Annotated in this window: 24 protein-coding genes; 3 read left to right on the forward strand and 21 right to left on the reverse strand. The window is 60.5% G+C overall.

Translation table 11 applies throughout. The features are described from left to right. Positions 1–167 precede the first annotated feature (167 nt). Positions 168–1991, forward strand: a complete 1824-nt coding sequence (gene edd, locus PMI03_RS24945) for a phosphogluconate dehydratase (protein WP_007700108.1) — start codon at positions 168–170, stop codon at positions 1989–1991. Between the two features lie 46 nt (positions 1992–2037). On the opposite strand, the gene PMI03_RS24950 is transcribed toward edd, so the two are convergent. Next, complete coding sequence (locus PMI03_RS24950; protein WP_007700110.1) at positions 2038–2943, reverse strand: DUF3313 domain-containing protein; 906 nt, start codon at positions 2941–2943, stop codon at positions 2038–2040. Between the two features lie 204 nt (positions 2944–3147). On the opposite strand from PMI03_RS24950, the gene PMI03_RS24955 reads away from it, so the two are divergent. Next, entirely contained in the window at positions 3148–3738 is a 591-nt protein-coding gene (locus PMI03_RS24955; RefSeq protein WP_012650955.1) for a TetR/AcrR family transcriptional regulator, read from the forward strand. Positions 3739–3777: 39 nt separating this feature from the next. Here PMI03_RS24955 and PMI03_RS24960 read toward each other — a convergent pair whose 3' ends face one another. From PMI03_RS24960 to PMI03_RS24985, 6 genes are all read right to left on the reverse strand, one after another. Next, entirely contained in the window at positions 3778–4131 is a 354-nt protein-coding gene (locus tag PMI03_RS24960) for a hypothetical protein (protein ID WP_007700115.1), read from the reverse strand. A gap of 199 nt (positions 4132–4330) precedes the next feature. After that, positions 4331–5422: an ABC transporter ATP-binding protein gene (locus PMI03_RS24965; RefSeq protein ID WP_007700118.1), complete on the reverse strand. Its 1092-nt coding sequence runs from the start codon at positions 5420–5422 to the stop codon at positions 4331–4333. 21 nt (positions 5423–5443) lie between these two features. Further along, positions 5444–7096 (reverse strand): alpha-glucosidase family protein, encoded by a 1653-nt coding sequence (locus PMI03_RS24970; protein WP_007700121.1) that lies wholly within the window; start codon positions 7094–7096, stop codon positions 5444–5446. Between the two features lie 42 nt (positions 7097–7138). Continuing rightward, positions 7139–8302 carry a carbohydrate ABC transporter permease gene (locus PMI03_RS24975; protein WP_007700124.1) on the reverse strand — a complete coding sequence of 388 codons (1164 nt, stop codon included), beginning with the start codon at positions 8300–8302 and terminating at the stop codon, positions 7139–7141. Position 8303: 1 nt separating this feature from the next. Beyond that, positions 8304–9320 carry a carbohydrate ABC transporter permease gene (locus PMI03_RS24980; protein WP_007700127.1) on the reverse strand — a complete coding sequence of 339 codons (1017 nt, stop codon included), beginning with the start codon at positions 9318–9320 and terminating at the stop codon, positions 8304–8306. A 132-nt stretch (positions 9321–9452) separates the two neighbouring features. After that, on the reverse strand, positions 9453–10814 hold the full coding sequence (locus tag PMI03_RS24985; protein ID WP_007700130.1) for an ABC transporter substrate-binding protein: 1362 nt from the start codon (positions 10812–10814) through the stop codon (positions 9453–9455). A 309-nt stretch (positions 10815–11123) separates the two neighbouring features. Between PMI03_RS24985 and PMI03_RS24990 the strand changes: the two genes are divergently transcribed. Then, positions 11124–12149 carry a LacI family DNA-binding transcriptional regulator gene (locus PMI03_RS24990; RefSeq protein ID WP_007700133.1) on the forward strand — a complete coding sequence of 342 codons (1026 nt, stop codon included), beginning with the start codon at positions 11124–11126 and terminating at the stop codon, positions 12147–12149. 6 nt (positions 12150–12155) lie between these two features. Here the strand turns inward: PMI03_RS24990 and folD are convergent, their stop codons facing one another. The 14 genes from folD to PMI03_RS25060 all read right to left on the reverse strand — a co-directional run bounded on the left by folD (position 12156) and on the right by PMI03_RS25060 (position 23874). Further along, positions 12156–13055 (reverse strand): bifunctional methylenetetrahydrofolate dehydrogenase/methenyltetrahydrofolate cyclohydrolase FolD, encoded by a 900-nt coding sequence (folD, locus tag PMI03_RS24995; RefSeq protein ID WP_007700140.1) that lies wholly within the window; start codon positions 13053–13055, stop codon positions 12156–12158. Positions 13056–13159: 104 nt separating this feature from the next. Next, positions 13160–15010 carry a succinoglycan biosynthesis protein ExoP gene (locus PMI03_RS25000; RefSeq protein ID WP_007700143.1) on the reverse strand — a complete coding sequence of 617 codons (1851 nt, stop codon included), beginning with the start codon at positions 15008–15010 and terminating at the stop codon, positions 13160–13162. Between the two features lie 78 nt (positions 15011–15088). Beyond that, positions 15089–15907, reverse strand: a complete 819-nt coding sequence (locus tag PMI03_RS25005) for a WecB/TagA/CpsF family glycosyltransferase (RefSeq protein ID WP_007700147.1) — start codon at positions 15905–15907, stop codon at positions 15089–15091. 255 nt (positions 15908–16162) lie between these two features. After that, positions 16163–16699: a hypothetical protein gene (locus tag PMI03_RS25010; protein ID WP_007700150.1), complete on the reverse strand. Its 537-nt coding sequence runs from the start codon at positions 16697–16699 to the stop codon at positions 16163–16165. Next, positions 16696–17064, reverse strand: a complete 369-nt coding sequence (locus PMI03_RS25015) for a hypothetical protein (RefSeq protein WP_007700153.1) — start codon at positions 17062–17064, stop codon at positions 16696–16698. The genes PMI03_RS25010 and PMI03_RS25015 overlap by 4 nt, the downstream gene beginning before the upstream one ends. A 13-nt stretch (positions 17065–17077) precedes the next feature. Next, on the reverse strand, positions 17078–17674 hold the full coding sequence (locus PMI03_RS25020; protein WP_007700161.1) for a rod-binding protein: 597 nt from the start codon (positions 17672–17674) through the stop codon (positions 17078–17080). A gap of 131 nt (positions 17675–17805) precedes the next feature. Beyond that, the gene (locus PMI03_RS25025) at positions 17806–18225 is read right to left on the reverse strand and encodes a hypothetical protein (protein ID WP_007700165.1); all 420 of its coding nucleotides are present in this window, start codon (positions 18223–18225) and stop codon (positions 17806–17808) included. A 4-nt stretch (positions 18226–18229) separates the two neighbouring features. Further along, entirely contained in the window at positions 18230–18982 is a 753-nt protein-coding gene (gene fliR / locus PMI03_RS25030) for a flagellar biosynthetic protein FliR (protein WP_007700169.1), read from the reverse strand. After that, complete coding sequence (gene flhA, locus PMI03_RS25035; RefSeq protein WP_007700172.1) at positions 18979–21066, reverse strand: flagellar biosynthesis protein FlhA; 2088 nt, start codon at positions 21064–21066, stop codon at positions 18979–18981. The genes fliR and flhA overlap by 4 nt, the downstream gene beginning before the upstream one ends. Before the next feature lie 150 nt (positions 21067–21216). Continuing rightward, positions 21217–21483 (reverse strand): flagellar biosynthesis protein FliQ, encoded by a 267-nt coding sequence (gene fliQ / locus PMI03_RS25040; RefSeq protein WP_007700174.1) that lies wholly within the window; start codon positions 21481–21483, stop codon positions 21217–21219. Between the two features lie 55 nt (positions 21484–21538). Next, a complete protein-coding gene (gene flgD, locus PMI03_RS25045) occupies positions 21539–22015 on the reverse strand; it encodes a flagellar hook assembly protein FlgD (protein WP_007700176.1) in 477 nt (158 codons plus the stop codon). Then, complete coding sequence (gene flbT / locus PMI03_RS25050; protein WP_007700179.1) at positions 22006–22455, reverse strand: flagellar biosynthesis repressor FlbT; 450 nt, start codon at positions 22453–22455, stop codon at positions 22006–22008. Before flbT ends, flgD begins: the two co-directional genes overlap by 10 nt. Continuing rightward, complete coding sequence (gene flaF / locus PMI03_RS25055; RefSeq protein ID WP_007700180.1) at positions 22452–22799, reverse strand: flagellar biosynthesis regulator FlaF; 348 nt, start codon at positions 22797–22799, stop codon at positions 22452–22454. Before flaF ends, flbT begins: the two co-directional genes overlap by 4 nt. Before the next feature lie 37 nt (positions 22800–22836). Then, positions 22837–23874, reverse strand: a complete 1038-nt coding sequence (locus PMI03_RS25060) for a flagellar hook-associated family protein (RefSeq protein WP_007700182.1) — start codon at positions 23872–23874, stop codon at positions 22837–22839. Positions 23875–23876 lie beyond the last annotated feature (2 nt).

The following is a 23876-nucleotide window of genomic DNA, read 5'->3' on the forward strand; positions in this document are numbered from 1 at the left end:
TCGTCATCGGACCCTGAATGACACAGCAACGGCTGCTGCGCCACGCGCCCGAAAGGGCGTGCCGGCATAGCAGTGACATTTCAAGCCTGCGCTTGATCCTTTCCCTAGACAAGATCGAAGGTGATCTTTCGGGACCAAGCGCAAGAACAGCCGGAGGCAGATCGACCATGGCCGCTGACGCCCGCATATCCGCGATTACCGCACGTATCGTCGAACGTTCGAAACCAACGCGCGAGCTCTATCTGGAGCGCCTGCGCAACGCCGCAACCAAGGGCGCGCAGCGCTCCGTGCTCGGTTGCGCCAACCTTGCCCACGGCTTCGCAGTCTGTTCCCCCTCCGAGAAGGAGGCACTGGCGGGCGACCGCGTGCCCAATCTCGGAATCATCACCTCCTATAACGACATGCTCTCGGCGCATCAGCCCTTCGAGACCTATCCCGCGATCATCCGCGAGGCGGCGGCGCAGGCCGGTGGCATCGCGCAGGTCGCCGGCGGCGTGCCCGCCATGTGCGACGGCGTCACCCAGGGCCAGCCGGGCATGGAGCTGTCGCTGTTCTCTCGCGACCTGATCGCCATGTCGGCCGGCGTCGGCCTGTCGCACAACATGTTCGACGCGGCCGTCTTCCTCGGCGTCTGCGACAAGATCGTGCCCGGTCTTGTGATTGCTGCCCTCTCCTTCGGCCATCTGCCGGCCGTCTTCATTCCGGCGGGACCGATGACCACGGGCCTGCCGAACGACGAGAAGTCGCGGGTGCGTCAGCTCTTCGCCGAAGGCAAGGTCGGCCGCGCCGAGCTGCTGGAGGCGGAATCGAAGTCCTATCACGGCCCCGGCACCTGCACCTTCTACGGCACGGCCAATTCCAACCAGATGCTGATGGAGATTATGGGCTTCCATATGCCCGGCGCTTCCTTCGTCAATCCCGGCACGCCACTGCGCGAAGCGCTGACCCGCGAGGCGACGAAGCGGGCGCTTGCCATCACCGCCATGGGCAATGAATTCACGCCCGCCGGCGAGATGATCGACGAGCGCTCGATCGTCAACGGCGTCGTCGGCCTGCATGCAACCGGTGGCTCGACCAACCACACGATGCATCTGGTCGCCATGGCGCGCGCGGCCGGCATCGCCCTCACCTGGCAGGATATTTCAGAGCTGTCGGACATCATTCCGCTGCTCGCCCGCGTCTATCCGAACGGTCTTGCCGATGTGAACCATTTCCATGCCGCCGGCGGCATGGGCTTCCTGATCAAGGAGCTCCTGAAGAAGGGAATGCTGCACGACGACGTCCGCACCGTCGCCGGCCAGGGGCTTTCCGCCTATTCGATCGAGGTGAAGATCGGCGCCGATGGCGGCGTGGTTCGCGAACCGGCACCGGAAAAGAGCGGCGACCCGAAGGTCTTGTCGACCATCGACGCGCCGTTCCAGGGCAATGGCGGGCTGAAGATGCTGCGCGGCAATATCGGCAAGGCGGTAATCAAGATCTCCGCCGTCAAGCCGGAGCGTCATATCATCGAAGCGCCCGCCGTCATCTTCCACGACCAGCTGGAGATGCAGCAGGCTTTCAAGGACGGCAAGCTGAACCGCGATTTCGTCGCCGTCGTCCGCTTCCAGGGGCCAAAGGCCAACGGCATGCCGGAACTGCACAAGCTGACACCTGCCCTCGGCGTGCTGCAGGACCGCGGCTTCCGCGTGGCGCTTCTGACCGACGGGCGCATGTCTGGCGCGTCGGGCAAGGTTCCGGCCGCAATCCACGTCACGCCGGAGGCCATCGACGGCGGCCCGATCGCCCGCATCCAGGAGGGTGACATCATCCGTATCGACGCGATTGCCGGCACGCTGGAAGTGCTGGTCGACGCCGCCACCATGGCCGAACGCCAACCTGTTGTCGCCGACCTCTCCGAGAACGAGTTCGGCATGGGCCGCGAACTCTTCGCCCCCTTCCGCCGTGCCGCCGGCCCGGCCGATCAGGGCGCCAGCGTCCTGTTCCATCACTAAAACCTACCCGCTTTCAGGCGCTATCGCCTGAAAGCGGGTAAAATGCTTACGAGGCGTTCGGCGCAGTTTTGTCCGTCCATTTTGGCGGAAGCCCTATCCGTTCCCCGATGAAGCCGGCAACGCCCGGCGACTTTCCGAACACCTTGCACGCCTCGTATTTCGGCGCGCGCCCGACGAGGCCTGCCAGCTTCGCCCGGGATGGAAAAGGCATTGTTCCGAACGGCGTCCTGCCCTTGACGAGCATCTTGCTAAAATCGCTGCCGAACTTCGCGGCGAGGCTATAGGCATCCCCCTCCTTGGCGACGGTTCCCGAATCGAAAAACGCGTTCGCACCGCGCCCCCAGATCATCACCGCCTTCTGCGCGCCTTGACCGTCGATCGCCTCGGCCTCGAGTGACAGGTTGCCCATTCCGATCGGGATCCGGGGAACAGGAACGGGCACGCCCGGCAGCAGCACGCTTTTCGCCACCGACGCCACTTTCGACGCGCCGACCGCCGTCGTGTTGGTCGGCTTGACCTGCGTGACCACGGCACGAACGGTCAAATCCGCCGGCTCCGACAGGCCGACGATGACGAAGCGCTCGCTCAATCCCGAGCAAAGCGTTCTATCAACAGCATTGGTGACGAGGTTTCGCTGCGCGGGCGTGAAAGCAGCGCTTTCAGCCCGCATGGAAAAGGCGGTCGGAATGATCTTTACGGTCTTCGCCGCAAGGATCTCATCCTTGTTCACCTTGAGAAGCGAGCGGGTTACCATCCCGTCCGATTGTTTCAGTCCATCATAGGATCGCAGGGAACCCGCGCGGTCCAGGGGTGCCGACGCACAGCCGGCAACCATAAAACTGAGAGACGCGACCGTCGGCCAGACGGCGAGCAGTCCCGCTCGACGTGCTCTGGAGGGGATCGGACCATGCACTGCTGTCGTATCGCAATTGGAAATCGGGTTGACTGGCATGGCGTACCGGTTCTCCTTTGCCTGCTTCAGGCATCTCGAGTTAACATTAATTATTACACTTGGTGTAAAAATTAATGTTGGCAACTTTGCGGCAACCATCGAGCGAGACGGACGAATTATTTCACCTGGAATGAAAGTGGCAAAAAGCCGGGAGCAAGTCCCGACAGGTTTGTGTGTCGCGACAACTTATGACAAAATATTTCAATGCATGACGCCCCCTCAAAACCGGAAGGCCTGCGCGAGCGAAAACGCCGCTTGACGTTTCAACGCATCGCGGATGTCGGAATGAAATCCTTTCTTGCAAAAGGCTATCAGGAGACGACCCTCGACGAGATCGCGGCCGCAGCCGGCATTTCCCGGCGGACCTTCTTTTATTATTTCAAAAGCAAGAACGAGATTCTTCTGGCGCATCAGCGCGGCTATATAGAAGCCCTCAAGACGTCGGTCTTGGAGAGCGCATCGGCCGGGCGACCGCTTGAGATCGTGCATCAGGCGCTGCGCAAGCTCATTGAACGTGTCCAGACCTCCCAGCTCCTCGCAGTTGCCCGACTGCTGCGACAAAGCGATGCGTTGCGTGTCCGCACGCGTAGCGACTATCTGGGACTTGAACAGGCCGTCTACGAGAGCCTATGCGAGCTGTTTCCAGCTATGGATCGTGACGAACTACGGCTGATTTCCATGATATCGGTGAGCCCCCTTCGCCTTGCCGTCAACAAATGGCTTCAGGAGGATGGCCAACACCCACTGATGGGTTATCTTGAGGACGCGCTCAGAAAATTCCGGACGGCGGTCTGACCGACCGAATACCGCTTGGACGCCTCTAGCTGACTTTGATCAGGCGCGGATATCGAGCACGCGGTCGCGATGCGCCGGATGCGTGCTGTAGACGAAGATCTTGTTCATCTCCTTCTCCGACAGCAGCCGTAGGAAGCGGACCTCCACCGTATTGTTGGAAAAGATCTTCATCAGCACGCAGCCAATCTTGCTGATGCGGGCATCGGGGATGTCGAGATAAAATTGCTTCGGCAGATTGAACTGCGTGAGGATCGCCAGAATCGCGCTGGTCTGCGAGATGCGAATAATGTCGCAACGGCGCGAGGCCAGATTCATGACGCCTTTTTGGGTGTACTCGATCCGTGCCGCGTTCATCGTGTCCTGCATCCTGTACCGCACCTCACGGTCGTACATGAAGGACTCTTCCTTATTGAGAAAATGCTGGCCTGAATTCGCTGCGCCGCGAGCTGCCATTGCCGTAAATCCCTAGAGTAGCTTACGGATCACACGCTACCAGCGGGTATTTAACAGAAGGTTTGGAAGCGCTAGCCCAAGTTGCGTTTATTTTATGAATTTGATCGGGCTAGCGCAGCTGCACCCTTGGCAAGGTGCCTTATTGCTTACGATAGGTATGGCCTTCGGCATCGAAGAGATGCAGCTTCTGCCGGTCGGCCGCAAAGCGCATCTTCTGCCCGCGCTTGACGTCCGCGATACCAGGGATCTTAACGATGATCGGCTCGCCATCCACCAGGCCCTCGATATAGAGCTGCGTGACTTCCCCAAGCGCTTCGACGATAGAGACCTCACCTTCGAAGAGGTAGTTGTCGTCGGTGGCGACCCGCAGGTCTTCCGGGCGAACACCGAAGCTCGCGGTCTTGCCGCGCTCGGAGGCTACCGTCGAGATATCGAGGGTCACCGACTTGCCGCCCGTCAGCCTCACCGTCGTCTTTTCGCCAGCCTCGGTCATCGTCGCCGGGATGATGTTCATGGCCGGCGAGCCGATGAACTTTGCGACGAAGAGGTTGGCCGGATGCTCGTAAAGCTCAAGCGGTGCGCCCACCTGCTCGACCCGGCCGGCCGACAGCACGACGATGCGATCGGCAAGCGTCATGGCTTCGACCTGGTCGTGGGTGACGTAAATCATCGTGGTCTCGGGCATGGATTCGCTGAGCTTGGCGATTTCGATGCGGGTCGCGACGCGCAAGGCCGCATCGAGGTTCGACAACGGCTCGTCGAAGAGGAAGACCTTCGGGTTGCGGCAGATGGCGCGGCCAATGGCAACGCGCTGGCGCTGGCCGCCCGAAAGTGCCTTGGGCAGGCGCTCGAGATATTGCGTCAGCTGAAGGCTCGCCGCCGCAGCGCGAACGCGGCGGTCGATCTCCTTCTTGTTTTCCTTGGCGATCCGCATGCCGAAGGCCATGTTGTCGTAGACCGTCATATGCGGATAGAGGGCATAGGACTGGAAGACCATCGCGATGCCGCGCCTGGAGGGCGGCACTTCGTTGACCTTCTGCCCCGCGATGAGCATGTCGCCGGCGGTGATGCTCTCCAGACCGGCGATCATGCGCAACAAGGTGGATTTGCCGCATCCGGAGGGTCCAACGAAGACGATGAACTCGCCTTGCTGGATCTCCAGATCGATGCCGTGCAGGACGTGCACGCTTCCGTATGACTTACGGATGTCCTTTAGAACCAGTCCCGTCATCTCTGCCCTCCTCCCAGGCACTCAGGCCAGACGCGCGAAATAAGCGCCCCAGGCCGGAATATCGATCTTGTTGCCGTAATTGTTGCTTGCAAAACCATGGCCGGTCAGGGCCTGCCAGTTCCCCTCGGGCAGGGCCGCGGCCGCCTCCGTGGCGCTCATGTTGAAGACGCAGAGAATGGTCTCGTCGTCATGGCGGCGCGTATAGATCAGCACGTCGTCCTGCGGCTCGACGAAAGCAATCTCGCCCTTGGCAAAGGCCGGATGCTGCTTTCGGAAGGCCAGGAAACGGCGGTACTGCTCCAGCACCGAATTCTCGTCGCCCTGCTGCACGCTGACGGCGCGCAGAATGTGTTCCACCGGCACCGGCAGCCAGGGCTTCACCGTCGAGAAGCCGCCCTGCGCCATCTGGCTGTCCCAGACCATCGGCGTGCGGCAACCGTCACGGCCCTTGAATTCCGGCCAGAACTGGATACCGTAGGGATCCTGCAGATCTTGATAGGAGAGCTCGGCTTCCGTCAGGCCGAGTTCCTCGCCCTGATAGATGCAGACCGAGCCGCGCAACGTCAGAAGCAGGGCCGCATATTGCTTGGCGAAGGCATCGCGGTCGGCAACCAAGTTGCCCCAGCGGCTGACATGGCGCACCACATCATGGTTCGAGAACGCCCAGCATGCCCAGCCGTCCGGCGCAGCCGCGCCGAAATCGTCCATGACCTCTTCGACACGGTCCGGCGACAGCGCATCCGGCGACAGGAACTCGAAGGCGTAGCACATATGCATCTTATCATCGCCGGCGGTATATTCGCCGACGATCTCAAGGCCGCGCTGACTGTCGCCGACTTCGCCGACAGCGGCGATTGCCGGGTATTCATCGAGCACGGCGCGGAAGCGCTTCAGGAATGCCAGGTTCTCCGGACGGTTCTTGTCGTAGAGATGCTCCTGGAAATTATACGGATTGACCGCCGGTGCGGTCGAAGCGTTGCGGCGCGCCGGCTCGAGCGCCGGGTTGTCGCGCAGTTCCCTGTCGTGGAAATAGAAATTGATGGTGTCGAGGCGGAAACCGTCGACGCCGCGATCCAGCCAGAAGCGCACGACATTGAGCAGACGATCCTGCACTTCAGGATTATGCAGGTTCATGTCCGGCTGCGAAGTCAGGAAGTTATGCATATAGTACTGCATACGGGTCGGATCCCACGCCCATGCCGAGCCGCCGAAGATCGACAGCCAGTTGTTGGGCGGCGTACCGTCCGGCTTGGCATCGGTCCAGACATACCAGTCGGCCTTGGGATTGTCCTTGCTGGAACGGCTCTCGACGAACCAGGGGTGGCGGTCGGAGCTGTGCGACAGCACCAGGTCGATCATCACCTTGATACCGAGACGATGCGCCTCGCTCATCATCACATCGAAATCGGCAAGCGTGCCGAAGATCGGATCGACATCCTCGTAATCGGAAACATCGTAGCCGAAATCGCGCATCGGCGAGGTGAAGAACGGCGAAATCCAGATTGCGTCGACGCCGAGGGCCGCGACATGCGGCAGACGGGCGGCAATGCCCTTGAGGTCGCCGATACCGTCGCCATTGGAGTCCTGATAGGAGCGCGGATAGATCTGATAGATCACGGCTCCCCGCCACCAGTCCTTGTCCACGGTCGCAATCGATTGAGAGGCAATGCTCATTCTGTATAGGTCCTGTATGAATACTTAAGCTGAGGTCTTTGATCAGCCCCCCTTCACCGACCCGGAGAGCAGACCACGCACGAGGTAGCGCTGCAGACCGAAGAAGACGAGGAGCGGGATCAGAATGGTGACGAAGGCCGAGGCCGTCAGGATCTCCCAATTGCCGCCGCGCGAGCCGAGCAGCGCGTTCAAGGCGGCAGTGAGAACCAGGTGATCCTTGTCGGTGCCGAGGAACACCATGGCGATCAGAAGGTCGTTCCAGACCCAGAGGAACTGGAAGATCGCGAAGGAGGCGAGCGCCGGGAAGGATAGCGGCAGGATGATCTTGACGAAGATGTCGAAGTCGCTGGCGCCGTCGACGCGGGCGGATTCGATGATCTCCTTCGGCAGGCCGGCGATATAATTGCGCAGAAGATAGATGGCGAGCGGCAGACCGAAGGCCGTATGCGCCATCCAGATGCCGGGATAGGTCTTCGACGGCACGCCGAACATCTGGCCGATCTCGTTATAGATGCGCAGCAACGGGATCAGCGACATCTGCAACGGCACGACGATGAGGCCGACCACAAGTGCGATCAGCAGCGCGCGGCCGGGAAACTCCATCCAGGCGAGCGCATAGGCCGCGAAAGCCGCGATCAGGATCGGGATAACCGTCGCCGGAATGGTAACCGTCAGCGAATTGATGAAGGACTGGCCGACGCCCTCGCCCGTCAGAACGTTGCGATAATTCTCCAGGGTGAATTGCGGCGGTGTGGCGATGGTCAGATAGATGCGCTTGGCGCGCGCATCCGCCTCGAAAGCCCCGTTCTTCTGGTAGCGGTAGCTGCCGTCGGCATTGACGATGAGCGTCTCGCCATTGCCGAGGTCGGCGGCCGAGCCGACCTTGTAAGCCGCCGGTTCCTGTACGCGCATACCGAAGGCTTCGATCCTGCCGTTACCGCTATTGCCTTCGCCGGCAACCGTACCGGCGATGACGTAATTGGGGCCATCCTGCACCGCCTTGTCGGGGCCGGCCAGGCGCACTGCCGCCGTCTGCGATGAGCCAGAGAAACCCGTCCACCAGCCGGAGACGACGATCTGGTCCTTGTCGCGGAGCGCGGTGACGAAGATGCCGAGCGTCGGCAGCAGCCAGAGAAGGACGATGACCAGAACACAGAAGTGAACGAAGAGGCGGGCGGGGCCGATGCGGCCGAGGTTTCCAATCATGTCAGCGCCCCTTCGTTTCGGCGTTCGCACGACGGATGTTCCAGATCATAATCGGCGTCACCGCCGCCATAATGACAAGCGCGATCACGGCACTGCGGCCGGAATCGCCGCCGCCGCGGAACATCCAGTTGAACATCAGATTTGCCAGAACCATCGTGTTCCACTGGCCGTTGGTCATGGTCAGCACGATGTCGAACACCTTGAGGACGAGGATGGTGATCGTGGTCCAGACGGTGGCGATCGTGCCCCAGACCTGCGGCACCATGATCTTCCAGAAGATCTGCCAGCCATTGGCGCCATCGATGACGGCCGCTTCGATGGTTTCCTCGGAAATGCCGCGCAACGCCGCCGACAGAATGACCATGGCAAAGCCGGTCTGGATCCAGATCAGCATGACCATCAGGAAGAAATTGTTCCAGAAGGGGATGGTGATCCAGACTTCCGGCGTGCCGCCGAAAAGCTGCACGACCGCGTTCAGGAGGCCGATCTGCGTGTCGGTGCCGCCGCGATACTCGTAGATGAATTTCCAGATGACCGACGCGCCGACAAAGGAGATCGCCATCGGCATGAAGATGACCGCCTTGGCGATGTTGCCCCACCAGATGCGGTCGGTCATCACGGCGATCACCAGGCCGAAGAAGGTGCAGGCAGCCGGCACGACGGCAAGCCACAGGATGTTGTTGAAGATCGACTGGCGGAATTCCGTGTCGTTGAAGGCCCAGACATAGTTGGCTGCACCGACGAACTTACTGCCGTCAGGACCATAGAAGGACAGGATGAAGGTCGCGACCACCGGATAGACCAGATAGACGGCAAGCAGCAGGAGTGCCGGCCCGAGGAAAAGCCAGGGACGGATCAGTCCGCGACGACGCAGATTGACTGCGACCCGGTGGACATCGTCACCCTCTTTTGCCGGGAAAATCAGGTCCAGCAACTTGTTGGAAAACAGAAAATACGCGGCACAGACGGCAACGCCGAATATCATGGCTCCGACCGCCGACAGGATCTGCGAAATCATCTTTCCCTCCCGATTTTTTTGCTTGCTCGAAGCCATCCGCCCGGCATCGTCGGCGCTCTCCAGGGCACCGATCGTCGCAAGGCAGATCGGCATCGCCGAGAGATACCGGCGATGCCTTTGCGCAATGTCAGACTACTTGATGCCGTCCCAAGCCTTCTGGATCGCGTCAGCCGAGTCCTGCGCCGACTTGCCGCCGACGAAGTCCACCATGCCGGTCCAGAACGCGCCCGCACCGATCTTGCCCGGCATCAGGTCGGAACCGTCGAAGCGGAAGGTCGTGGCGGTCGTCAGCAGTTCGCCTTCCTTCTTCATCGTATCGTTGGCGTAGGTGGCCGTGTTGACGCCCTTATACGGAGTCAGGAAGCCGGACTGCGCCATCCAGACTTCCTGGGCGATCGGCGTCTGCAGGAACTGGATGAAGGCGCGCGCAGCCTTCGAGTCCTTGGTGATCGCCGCCAGCGTGCCGGCACCGAGAACCGGCTTGCCGAGCTCCGGATGCGCTGCATAGGGCGGGAAGTAGAAGAAGTCCGCATCCTGGCCGAGCTTCGTGCCCTCCGGGAAGAAGGACGGAATGAAGGAGGCCTGCTTATGCAGATAGCACTTCGGCGGAACCGCGAAGAGGCCCTTCGGGCTATCGCGGAAGTCGGTCGAGGCGACGGCGGCGACACCACCGTTCACGTATTTGGCATTCTTGGCAAACTTGCCGAATTCGTCGATGGCGTTGACCACCTTCGGATCGTTGAACTTCAGGCTGTTATCGACCCAGCCGTCATAATCCTGCGGCGATACGGTACGCAGCATCAGGTCTTCGACCCAGTCGGTCGCCGGCCAGCCGGTGGCGCCGCCCGAACCGAGGCCGATGCACCAGGGGGTGCCGCCGTCCTTGACGATCTGGTCGGAGAGCTTGAACAGGTCTTCCATGGTGGTGGGGACCTTGTAACCGGCTTCCTCGAAGTTTTCCGGCACGTACCAGACGAGCGACTTCAAGTCGGCCTTGTACGGGAAGGCATAGAAGGCATCCTTGCCATCCTTGCCCTTATAGGTGCCATAACCGACCCAGCTATCGCCGGCGCCGTAGTTTGTCTTGACCCAGGAGGCCAGATCGTCACCGAGCGGCGCCAGATAACCCTTGCTGGCGAGGTTGGCGAGCAAACCCGGCTGCGGCAGGATCGCGACGTTCGGCGGCGAGCCGGCCTGGGTGTCGATGACGATCTGCTGCTCATAGTTTTCCGAAGATGAATATTTTACGTTCGCGCCGGTCGCCTCGGTGAAATAATTCAGAACGCTGGTGAAGAGTGCTTCATCCTCGCCACGCCAAGGACCGAAGATGGTCAGCGTCTCGCCCTTCAGATCCGCGTGGGCGGACTTGAAGTCGTCATAGCTCTTCCAGTTGAACTTCGCATCCTGACCGGGCTGGAATTTCAGATCGGCCGACATCGCCGTTCCGGCCGCCAGGGCGGCAGCGGCAACTGTCATCAAAAACAACTTCTTCATGTGGTTGTCCTCCCAAATACAAATCTTACGAGCCGAGCACATCCCGCGTGCTGTGCGCTCATTTTCTCAAAGCGCTTTGGCTACTCACTCATCCCATTGCAGCCGACGCGGAGTCAAGCGATTTTGCGTATTTGGCCGCAATGCACAGCATATCTCGCGTTGCAGCATGAAATGGATGGCAATATTTTGCTATTTGTCTTGTTTCAAATGCGTGTCTTGCTACATAGTTAAAAGCGCTTTGGAAGCCGGTCGCCTGGCGGGAGGGATTTGGGCGTCATCGCGGCGGGGGAGATGGAGGAGCCAAATCAAGTGAATCTGAAGCAGCTATCGCAAATGCTCGGCCTGTCGCAGACCACGGTCAGCCGCGCGCTGAATGGGTATCCGGAAGTCAACCGCGAGACCCGTGAGCGCGTGCTCAAGGCGGTTCAGGAAACGGGTTATCGGCCCAACAAGGCAGCGCAACGGCTGGCAACCGGCAAGGCCGGCTCGATCGGCCTGGTCATGCCAACCGCACCAGGCAACCCCACCGACCTGCATTTCGGCGAGTTCCTGACCGGGCTTGGCGAAGAGGCGCTGCGGCACGATTTCCATTTCGTCGTGACGCCCGCCGATCCGAACGACGAGGTCGGCGCATTGAAGCGGCTTGCCGTCAGCGGCAATGTCGACGCCCTGTTCGTCAACTATATGCGCGGCCACGATCCTCGCCTCGACATGCTGAAATCGCTCTCCATGCCCTTTCTCGTGCATGGACGATCCATCGGCTCGGAACCGGACTACCCCTTTCTCGACATCGATAACGAAGCGGCCTTCTACGACGCCACCAAGCTGCTGCTACAGCTTGGTCACAGGCGTTTCGCGCTGCTGAACGGCCCCATGTATCTCGATTTTGCGATCCGGCGTAAAAGCGGCGTGGACGCCGCCCTTGCCGAGCGCGGGCTGGCGCTGGACGAAGCCTGTATCAGCCATACGGCAATGACCGATGAGCAGGGCCTGCTCGTCATGGAGCGCATTCTGCAACTCGACAAGCGGCCGACCGCCATTCTTTGCTCCAGTACCGTGCTGGCGCTGGGCGCGGTGCGCGCCATCAACCAGGCAAAACTGAAGCTCGGCGAGGATATCTCGCTGATTGCCCATGACGACGTGCTGACGCTTCTGAAACCAGAGAATTTCACCGTGCCGCTGACGACCACGCGCTCGTCGCTGCGCGCCGCCGGCGTACGCATTGCCGAGCGGCTGATCGCCGGGATCAAGCATACGGAGACATTCCCCGAACAGGAGCTTTGGAAGACCGAACTGATCGTTCGAGCCTCGACCGGCGTGGCGCCGGCCGAATAGTTCAAATCAGAATTTCGGCGCACTCTTGCCGGCTGCCCGATACGCGGCAATGACGGTATTGGCCATCAGCATGGCGATGGTCATCGGCCCGACACCGCCCGGAACCGGTGTGATCACAGCAGCAACGTCGGAGGCTTCAGTAAAGGCGACATCGCCAACCAGCCGCGTCTTGCCCTCGCCGCGCTCAGGAGCCGCAATGCGGTTGACGCCGACATCGATCACCGTCGCGCCCGGCTTGATCCAGTCCGCCTTCACCATCTGCGGCTGGCCGACAGCCGCCACCAGAATATCGGCCGTGCGGGCGATGGTCGGCAGATCCCTCGTCCTTGAGTGTGCCGTCGTCACCGTCGCATTAGCGTTGAGGAGAAGCTGCGCCATCGGCTTGCCGAACAGGTTGGAACGGCCGATGACCACGGCGTTCAGACCCGACAGGTCCTCACCGTGGATGCGGCGGACCAAAAGCATGGCACCGGCCGGCGTGCAGGAGATCAGACCGGTTGCCAGATCGCCGGTGGCAAGCTTGCCGGCATTGACCACATGCAGTCCGTCGACATCCTTTTCCGGCCGGATCGACTGGATGATCGGCTCCGAGTTCAGATGCTTCGGCAAAGGCAGCTGCACCAGGATGCCATGGATGGATGGGTCTTCATTCAGCGACTGCACCAGCTTTGCCAGTTCCTCTTGCGTCGTCTCGGCCGGCAGCGTGTGCTGGATGGACTTGAAGCCGCACTCCTTGGCCATCCTGCTCTTCGAAGTCACATAGCTGTGGCTGGCTGGATCATCCCCGACGATCACCACCGCAAGACCGGCCTTCGTTCCGGTATCTCTTTCCAGCGCAGACGTTGCCGTCTTCACCGCCTCGATCACCGAAGCCGCCACCTGCTTGCCGTCGATCACAGTCGTCACGCGTCTCTCCCGATATAGTTCGGCGGCAATCTACAAGCCGTCGGCCCGGCAGATTTGCCTACGAACGCCCTATGATATCTGAAAGCGGTAATTGCAAGGAGAAATCAGCCGCGCCCGGTCCGCCGGTGTGCGGCATAAGTTTGCACCTTCGCACGCAGCAGCGCCAATTCCCGCTGGATCTGCGTGAGTTCGTCGGTGACGATGGGATAATCATCGGCTACGGGAATGGCCTCGTCGAGGTGCGGTTCCGGGAAGTCTGAGACCGAATCGGCTTCGGGATCGAAAAGCAGCTCCCCGCCGACCCATTTCCTGAGGAAAACCAGGCAAAGTGCTACGCCGAGACCGATCAGGAAACCCGCGATCTGGCTGCCGGCAAGATCGTCATCGAGCGGCGCCTTTGCGGCCGTGGCCGGGGCAAGGACGGTGACCGGCGGCGCGACCTCGGGTGGAGTAGCATCGACGCTTTGCAGGTCGGCATCATAGCGGCTTTGTGCCGCCACCACATCGTCCTGCAGTTGGGCGAGCCGCGCCATATCGACGTCGACGGTCTTTTGACCGAGGGCACTCATCCGCGCGGTAAGCTTTGCTTGATCCTCAAGCGCCGTCTTCAGGGCCGCATCGCTGCTGGCGACCAGACGCTGCAATTGATTGCGGATGTCGCCGGCAAGACTATCGACCGTTGCCTGCTGCGCCAGCAAGCGGGGATGCCGTGGGCCGAGCTGCGTGGAAAGCTGAGACAGGACGATCTTTGCGGCGCTGTAGCGGCTGCGCAGATCATCGAGACCGGCGGACGACAGATCGCCCGGAAGCGCGCCACTCATGACAGTGGCGGGGGTCGCGGATCTGGCGGCCGATGCACGGCCTTTGGCGCTCAACACTGCGGTCTCGGAGGCTTTGATCTCGCCATCCAGCCGCTGCCGCTGTGCTTGGAGATCCAAAGCCGCCGCGATCTTGTCGTCGCCGTATTGCGCCTTAAAATCGGCCAGCGCGGCCTTTGCCTGCTCGAGGTTTTTGAGGCTCCGATCTGCCGGGGTATTGCTTTTGCCGGTGAGACCCACGCCTTGTGCAACCATGGCATCATAGATTGTCGCATCGGCCAGACGATTGGCGATCTCGGCCGCCCTCGTTGGATTGCCGGTGGTGACCGTGAGATGCAAGGTACCGCTCTGCGCATCGGCGGTGACGGCGATGTCGTTGCGAAGAGTGGCCTGCGCGCGAGACGGCGCGTCGGAGGCGTTGCCATTGCCGGACAGCAAGTCCATGGCAACACCGAAAGCACCTGCATGGCCGCCGGTAAACTCCGGATCACGGTCCAGCTTCAATCTGGCGACGAGATCGGAAAGCAGGGACGGAGCGACGATACGTTTGGTGGCTACGTCCAGGAACCCCTGCCCCTCCACCCGCAGGACAGCCTGCGAGGCATAGCGTGGCGGCGAGGCCAGCATCGTCGGAACGAAAGCACCGACCAGCGAAGCGGCGACGACAAAAGCGATGGAACCGAGCCCGAATGCCCGGCGGCGCGGCGGCGCAGGCGCGACTGCCGGAATGGCCATGGGAGAAGACAGAGGAACCGCTGCGTCATCCACATGAAGGGCGAGAGGAGGGTCATAGGCAGCCGGCGCCGGCTCGCCGTCCGCGATTGCTTCATCGACGGCCGGGCGGTTTCTCAGGATATCGCGAATGCGGTCGGGCAACGGCTGCGGCTGTTCGGCTTCCACAGCCAGGGATTTGGCCTGCCCCGAGACCGGATAGGGGTCGCCGTCCAGCATCTTCTGGATGATCGTCAGCAGCTGAGCATCGCTCATCGCATGGCGATCGGCGGGCTGGAGATTGGCCGCAATCAGATAGCCATCCTCGCCACGGTCGAGATAGGCATGACGGACCGCTTCGCCGGAAGCCTCCAGGGCTTCCGTCTCGACACGATGAGGTCTGGTCCTGGCCTTGTTTTCGAACATGGCGGGTTATCTCGCGCGCACGGTCAGCAACCGATGCAGATGGTTAACCCATTCTAAATTTTCATAGCGAAGAAAAGGTTAACAACCGCCCGAAAGGGGATCAGCCGGCTCACCGGCACGCAGGATGCGCTGCTTGCGGCCGAACTGGTGCCGGACGACCTGATAGAGGAAGAGCGGCACGCCGAGCATGTAGCGCCGCCACAGCCGGCCCGGCTCCTGTGCCAGACGATAGGCCCATTCGAAGCGCGTGGCGCGCACCAGGGCAGGCGCGCGCGGCACGGTACCGGAGACGAAATCGAACAGGGCACCGACCGTCATCACCAGCCGGGCATGCTGCGGCTTGATATGCTCGGCAACCCATTTTTCCTGCAGCGGCGTTCCCATGCCGACGATCAGCACGTCGATCTGTCGGCGGCTGATCTCCGCTGTCACCAGATCGTTCCCCGCCTCGCCGAAAAAGCCGTCGGCGATGACGATGAATTCATGCCAGGGCGCGTGCTTGCGGAAATTTTCAGCAGCCTTCTCGATGACATGGCGGCGGCCGCCGACGAGGCCGATGCGCTTCGGCCGATCCATGAAGGTCAATAGCGCCGGTACGAAATCGGTGCCGTTCAGATTGGCGGGAAAGGGATCGCCATGGGCAATCCGCGAGGCGATATCCAGGCCGACGCCATCGGGCAGAACCAGATTTTGCGCCAGGACGTCACGATAGTCGTCGTCGCGCAGCATCATCAGCATGTTGTGGGCATTGACGAAGGAGATCACGGTCTGGCCGGTGGGATGGGAGGCCAGTTCGTTGATAAAGGCGAGCGTATCTTCCCAACCGAGATCGCAGACCGGCAGGTCGAAAATCATTCGACGCGATGCGTGCACGGCAAAATTTGCGACCAGATTCACCCAGGACCTCCTGCCTCGAACGCTCGACGGACCCGGCGCCGGCAAAATTTGCGACGCAGATCTCGCCTACCTGCCGGTTGGAAGACATCAGAAACGTCGCTAGAGGAGCTTATAACAAGGCCGCCCCAAGCTTCCGTTAGAGAAATCGATTGCAATTGCGGAGGAAAAGCAAGGTTTCATTAATGCTGTTTCGGCCGGACGATGAGTACAGCCGCCCCTGAAATGGAGCGACCGGATCAATGGCCTCGAATAAAGCTAATGCGCCGGCTTCGGCGGTGCGTCCGATGCTGAATCGCCCTGGACGATCTTCACGGGCTTGGCGGTTCTCTTGCCGGAACCCTCGCCGTTACCGATTTCGTTCTTCGAGAGATAATCGAGCTGTTCGACCAGTACATCGCCGACATAGTCGCCGCCGAGCCGCTCGTTCATGCTCTTTTTGATCTCGTCGCGAAAGGCGGCGACGTTGAAGGTTTCGACATGGGCGATGTCAATCGCCTTGTTGCCCACCAGCAGCGAATAAAGCTCGTCGGTCGTCAGCGCCGCCAGCGGCGGCTGCAGCGCACTCGCCTTACCCTTATCCATCATAAAGGAGATGCGGGTGAGAAAATAGCCGGTCACCTGGCCGTTGGCGATGACGGGCACGTTGATCGCTTCGCCCTTGACGAATTCCTGCTGCGCCTTCTTGGCATCATCAGGACTGGTCGCGGGCGCCGTCGCCGTCTGCACCGAGAAATAGACCGAAGCCAATGTCACGACGCAGACCCATAGGCCGGTGAGGACGAGCTTGATCATCCGGCCTCGCGGACACGAAATTGCTCCTGCGAATAGGTGCCGTCCGCATCGGCGTTCTGCACGGCATTCTTCAGGATATCCGCGACAGCGCGGACAGCCTCGAGATGGGCTTCAACGCGACGCGCGTTCAAGGTCAGCTTCTTCTTGAGCCCATGCAGCTGCTCGATATGGGTGACGGCAAGCTCTGCCGGATTGGTATCGCGAAACAGCATCGTCAGTTCGTAAAGGCAGCGGCTCTTGTGAGCGTTCGATACCTTAAGATCGAATTCCGGATCGCTGCCGATCCGGTTATTCTCGTTGTCGATGATCATTTCCAGGCGTCCGAGGACCGACTTGATCCGGTAGTCGTTCGAAATTACTTCCATGTCTTCCCCCAACTCATGCTTTCTTGGATGTCAACGCGTCTTGATTGGTGACGGTGGTATCGCCGTCACCATCGGTCTCGGACGCAGCGAGCGTCTTGCGCTGAAAATCGGCGACAGCGCTCAGCGCCATCTTCTTGTCATTCTCGTTGGTCGCCGAGTTGATGGCGCCGGTGTTGCGCATCTTGGAGACCTCATCCTGATACATTTTCTCGGCGATGCCGACGCCGCCGTTCTTTGCGAGCGTATTGCCCATCTGCTCGGCCATCATGCCCTTCCAGATTTCGCCGGCGGAGCCCTTGCCGTAGAGCGTCTCGCTATTCGGCAGCATGTTCTTCACGAAGTTCTGCAGCACCATGGCCTCGAACTTGCGATAGACCTGCGGCACTTTTGTCGGCCCCGTATGAGTGCTGGCATTGGCGAGGCCAGCCTGGGTCGCGGCGCTGTTGAGCGCGTCCACGGTCGAGCCGAAGCCATTGCCGTTTTCCGCCAGGCTGGTGGCGGCGAAGGCAGCCCTGTTGGCCGCGAGCTTTTCCTGAGCGGCCTGAACGTCGGTCGGACTGGCGGCCTGGACGACATCCAGCACCAAATCACTCGGAGGCGAAATAGCCACGTCTCGTTTCCTTTCACTGTCGCCTGATCCCTGGACGCGCAAAGCAGCCTCCAAGCGGGATCATGCCGAATCGAACGGTTGGAGGAAGCGGGCGACTCGACGACGCGCCATTTCCTCCAAGATCCTAATGATTATGGTTTTTGAACCTTGCTGGAGGCTGGCGTAATATCCGCAAAGCGCTGATCGATGATGTCGTAGACGGCATTGTCGTCCGTCTCGCGCGTTTCGAGCTCGCGGGCATCCTTCATATGCTCTTCCAGCCGCTCCGCCTTAGTGCGCTCCTGCAGGACCTTCATTTCGATCAGTTCCTGGATGCCCTGGAGCTGCTGGTCCCGGAGCGTCAGGCGTCCATAACGCTGAGCATATTGCATCGAAAATACCGCATGCACCGGATCGGCCGAGCTGATCGCACCGATCACCCTTTCCATCGAATCGCTAACCTCGGCGCGCTGGCGAGTGGTGTCGGCGAGCTCGTTTTCGGCGATCCGCTCCAGATGGCGCTGCACAGCGACAAGGCGCTTCAATTTTTCGGACCGGCTCTTCTCCGCCATCTCGCTAATGTCCGTTGAAGACGGTGAGGAAAGCACCGGAGAACTGGCTGATCATGGCCGCGATACTGAGATAAAGCATGAAAAGCCCGCCCATCAGCAGATAGGGCGTGGAGATGAAGTAGATCGGGATCTGCGGCGCGAGCTTGTTGATGAAGCCGATCGAAATCTGGAACATCAGGCCGTAGAGCAGGAAGGGGCTCGCCAGCCGCAGCATGATGAAAGTGGTGGTCGCCAGCGTGTCCGTCACCGAAATCAGCGAGGCGCGCACATCGACGTGGCCACCGAAGGGGATGACCGAATAGGACTCGACCAGCGCCTGCAGCACGTAATGATGGAAATCCAGGACGAACAATATCATCAGCCCGCAGAAGCTGATCAGGCTGGTGAGCGACGTCTCGTTCGAATCCTCGATGACGTCCATGCCCCCCGGCGCGTTGAAGCCGATCAACATCGAAATGACCGTGCCGGCGAATTGCAGCCCGAGTGTGTAGAGCCGCGCCATCATGCCGTACATCAGGCCGATCACCGTCTCGGTGAAGATCAGGCTGATATAGGTGGCGCTGCTCTTGGATACCTCGGGATAGATCGTGTTCCAGAGCAGCGGCAGGATCGCCATCGACAGCGCCGCTGCCAGCAATAGCCGGATCTGTGGCGGCACGCGGCCGGACGAGAACCCCGGAAGCACCATGACGCAGCCGCCGATGCGGCAGAAGGCGAGAAACAACGCCAGAATGGTGCCCTGGGGATCGGATATCATGAAATGGAACCTAGAATCTTGATCTCGATCCCCTTGGCCAGTTCCACATGCGACAGGACCGGAAGGGTCGCGAACAGGCGTTCGATGATCATACGCACATAGGAGCGCGTTTCCGGCGACGTGACAAGGACGAAGGGCATGCCGCGATCCATGTATTCACGGATAACTTTGCCCGCCTGCTCGCTGAACTCCTCCAGGCTGCGCGGATCGATGTCGAACTCGACGATCTCGCCCTTCTGGTCGCGCTTCAGCGCCTGATGGAAGATCAGGTCCCACTTGCTGCCGAGACGCAGCACGCGCAGCACGCCATTATCCGCAAGATCGCCGCAGAGCTGTTGCGCCATGCGTACGCGCACATGCTCGACGATCTGTTCGGTCTTGCGCACATGCGGCGCGAGTTCGGCCACGGCTTCCAGAATGAGATGCAGGTTGCGGATCGAGACGCGCTCGGCGAGCAAGAGCTTGAGCACCGCCTGCAGGCCGGAATAGGACATGTGCGACGAGCAGATCTCGTCGGCTAGCTTCTTGTATTCGGGGTCGAGGCGATCGATCAGGATCTTCACGTCCTTATAGGAGAGAAGCGCCGGCAGGTTGTTGCGGATAACCTCGCTCATATGGGTCAGCACGACGGAGACATTGTCGATCGGCTGGAACCCTTCACGCTTCAGATCGTCGGTGAAGGCTTCGAGGACGGAGACAGCGGGCATGCCGAAGGCGGGCTCGCGGATCTCGTCGCCGGGAACGGTCGGCTTGCGGCCCGAGCCGGTGACGACGAGCACCTCGCCGACACGCAAAGTATTGGAGGCGATCGTCGTACCGTGGATGCGGATCTGGTAGGACTTGTCGGCAATGGCGATGTCGTCCGTCACCTTGATTTCCGGCACGACGAAACCGTATTGCGTCGCGAATTTCTTGCGCATCTTGCCGACGCGGAAGGCCAGCTCCTGATGGGCGCCGAGCAGGCGGGTCGAAACGATCTTGCCGAGCGCCAGTTCGATTTCCGAGGTTTTTAGGACCGACTTGACCGAGTCCTTTTCCATTTCCTTCGTCTGCATCACCTTCTTTTCTTCCGCGTCGCGCAGAAGCTTGTTTTCAGCTGCGACCTGACGCGGAATGAGCCATGCGCCCGACGCCAACAGGCCGCAGAGAGTGATGAAGGGGAAGAACGGCATACCCGGCATGACGGCCAGGATGCCCATGAGGACCGCCGATACCGCAAGCGCGCGCGGATAGCCGCTCAGCTGATCCATGACAGCCTGATCGGTGGAACCGGCAGTGCCGCCGCGCGAAACGAGGAGGCCGGCGGCGAGCGAGACGATGAGCGCCGGCATCTGCGACACCAGACCGTCGCCGACGGACAGCTTGACGAAGACATCCGCCGCCTGGCCGATCTGCATGCCGTGGCGGAAATAACCGATGATGATGCCGCCGAAGATGTTGATGCAGGTGATGAGCAAGCCGGCGACGGCATCGCCACGCACGAATTTCGAGGCACCGTCCATGGCACCGAAGAAGGAGCTTTCCTCCTCCAGTTCCTTGCGCCGCCGCTGCGCTTCCTTCTCGTCGATCAGGCCGGCCGACAGATCGGCGTCGATCGCCATCTGCTTGCCGGGAATGGCATCCAGGGTGAAACGCGCGCCGACTTCGGCGATACGCGTCGCACCCTTGGTGATGACGATGAAGTTGATGGTGATCAGGATCAGGAAGACGATCAGACCGATGACGAAATCGCCGGACATCACTAGGCTGGCAAAGCCCGCAATGACCCCGCCCGCCGCATCATGACCTTCATAGCCATGCGAAAGAATGACGCGCGTCGTCGCGATGTTCAGCGACAGACGGATCATGGTCGCGATCAGAAGGATGGTCGGGAAGGACGAGAATTCGAGCGGCTTCTTGATCCACAGCGCCACCATCAGGATCAATACCGAGAGCGCGATCGAAAAAGCCAGGCCCATGTCGATAAGGAACGGCGGGATCGGCAGGAACAGCACACACAGGATGACCATGATACCGAGGGCAAACCCGATATCACGGACGCTGGGATTGACTTTGGGAAGCGCTAATGCGGGTGGTTGTGCCATCGACCGGTTCCGTCTCTTCATGAGAGGAGGCAAACGGCTGAACCGTCTGCCCTATTCGAACCGATCAATAGAAGGCGAAGCTTGCGCGAGAGTGGCTTGACCCCACACCGGCACGGGATCCGGAAGCCATTTCAGGCTTTCGGATCGACCCTAAAATCCCGATTGGATGCGGGAAAAGACCAGATTGGTGAAGATCGAGATCTGCGAACCGACGAAGGGCGCGCTGATCCCGACCGTCACCATGACGGCGACAATCTTCGGCACGAAGGTCAACGTGGCCTCCTGCACCTGGGTCAGCGCCTGGATCAAGGCGATCACCAGACCGACAACCATGGCAGCGAGAACGGCCGGGCCGGAGGCGACAAGCACCGTCCAGATAGCTGCCTGGAAGATATCCAATGCATCGGCTTCGTTCATGGCCTCATCATCCTCTGCTCAGCCGGCTCCTCATGAGCTGCTGGTCGTGTCGATACTACTCGGTCGTCGAATCACTGGTGGTAGTATCGCTCGTCGTGGTCGGCGCGACAATCGTCGTTCCCGCCGGCGCGACGGTAACGCCTGCCTGCAACAGGATCTTATCCCCTGCTTCCGTTTGCGCAATGATACCGTCCGAATAGACGGTTACTTCCTTGATGGTACCGGTGGTCGTGCCGTCGGCGCTCATGATCTCCTTGCCGATGTAATCCGACGCCTGCGAGATCCACTGGTTCTGCAACACCGTTTCCAGGTGCGAGTTCGTCTGGATCTGCTGCTCGACCTGCGAGAAGCTGGCGAGCTGCGAAATCTGCTGGGTGGCATCCATCGGATCGGTCGGATCCTGCGTCTTCATCTGCGCGATGAGAAGCTTGAGAAAGTCGTTGTAGTTCAGGCTGGCGCTCGCCGCTGCCGTCGCTGCGCTGCTCGAGGAGCTGCTGGTACTGGTGCTGCTTGTAACTGCATCTACCGCCACGGTGCGATCTCCCGACGAATATGCTCGATCGTTGCTGCCGGCATTTCCTGGTTGTTGAGGATAGTGTCCTCGATCGCGTAGAGGCCGCGGATCGCCTTCAGCGCGTCGAAGGCGCGGCCGGTGGCGACGAGGCCGTCGATGCGCTTCAGCTCGGCGAGCACTTCCTCGTGACGGAAGCACGAGAGCAGCATGACGATGGACTTGCGGAACATCGCCGTCGATTGTTCCTTGCCTTCCGGATTGATGAGGATCATCTGCGCGATAAAATAGAGCTGGCGCAGCGGCGTTGTCGCCTCCTCCGGCTGAAGAACGTGGTTCTCAAGCAGGAAGGTCACATCATTCAGGAATTCCAGGGCAACCTTGCGATCAACGCGCAGCACGGCCCCGTTGATGAAGATCTTTTCCCCGGCTTTAAGCGATATGCGAAGCGTACTTTTCATTTAAGTCCATCCCTGATGATGGTGGTGACATCGATGATGCCTTGATAATTCTCCGACTGGCGCCTCCGAATCCTGTCGCATTCCTTCAGGATCCAAAGTGCGATGGAGATGAGATTGGCGCGCAGCTCGACGTTAAGCTGGTTGTCCGGACTTTTCAGATCCTCGATGAAGCTGACCCAGACGCGCCTCGTGTAGAACAGCGCCTCGATGGCTTCGCGGCCGTATTTCTCCTTGTCACGAGCCGCGGCGAGAAGAGTAATCGACCGGTCCAGAACCTGACGTTCTCGCTCCTTGGCGTCGGCCACTGCATCCTGCATGACTTCCGCATATGAGAACTGATACATTCATGCATCCTTCCTGGTCATTCCATCCCTTTGATCATCAAAGGTAATTTACAAGACTTAGCTGCTGGATCTTGGAGACGATGGTGTAAGCGGTCTCGAGCTGAGTCTGGAGACTGTTGACCTTCGTCGAAGCCTCGTAAGCGTCGACCCCCGTCAGATCGCTGATATTGGTGTTGATGATCGTCTTCTGCGCATTCAGCGAGGTGTTGGCATCGGTCAGGCGCGCCTGCGACAGGCCGAGCTGGCTTGCCTGATTGTTGAGCCCGTCGATCGCCTGGCGTGCATAGCTCGTCGCCTGATCGGTGACCGCGTTCAGCGCGTCCTGGCTCAAACCCTGCCCCATCAGCGCGTTGGCGACGGTGGTGGAAAGCGCCAGATAACGCATGCCGGTCGCATTGGCATTGGTCGAGGACTCGATGACCTCGGAATTGCTGATGCGGCTCGACATGTTCTGATCCGACGCGCTCGACCAGTCCGACCAGCTGCTGTCCGACGTGACCAGCGGCTCGGCGACGTTCGTGATGAAATCCTTCATCTGATCGCCCGTCAGGTCGCTGATTGCGACCCCTTGCGCAGTCGCATAGTCGCTCAAGGCACTCTGGATCGCCGTGGTCGCCGCCGTGGAATTATCGGTCATCGGCTGCACATCGGTATTGGTGCCGGCGAAGAGATATTCGCCGTTGACCATGGTGTTGGCATCGGCAACGAAGCTCGACATCGTCGCGGTCGCCGTCTGCTGGGTCAGCTGTATGCTGCTGTCATCGCTGTTGCCGCGCAGCGCCACCAGCTGGTCCATGAACTTCTGGGCCTGGGAAGACATGTCGCTCAGCGCCGTCTGCGACGAGGTCATTCGCTGGTTGACGACCGAGTTGCTGCTGAGGATGGAATCGATCCGCGTCACATCCCGTGTGAGATTGACGTTGCTTGCGGTACCGCTGCCGAGCGAGACGCCAATGTCGGCATAGACGCCGGTCGTCGCTTCGGTCGAGGCATCCGTCATTTCATTCTGCGCCTGACGGATCGTCTGGCGCATTGAATTCTGAATGGCTGTGCTCGAAATGAAGGATAGTTTCATGG

This window comes from Rhizobium sp. AP16 (assembly GCF_000281735.1).
Taxonomy (GTDB): domain Bacteria; phylum Pseudomonadota; class Alphaproteobacteria; order Rhizobiales; family Rhizobiaceae; genus Rhizobium; species Rhizobium rhizogenes.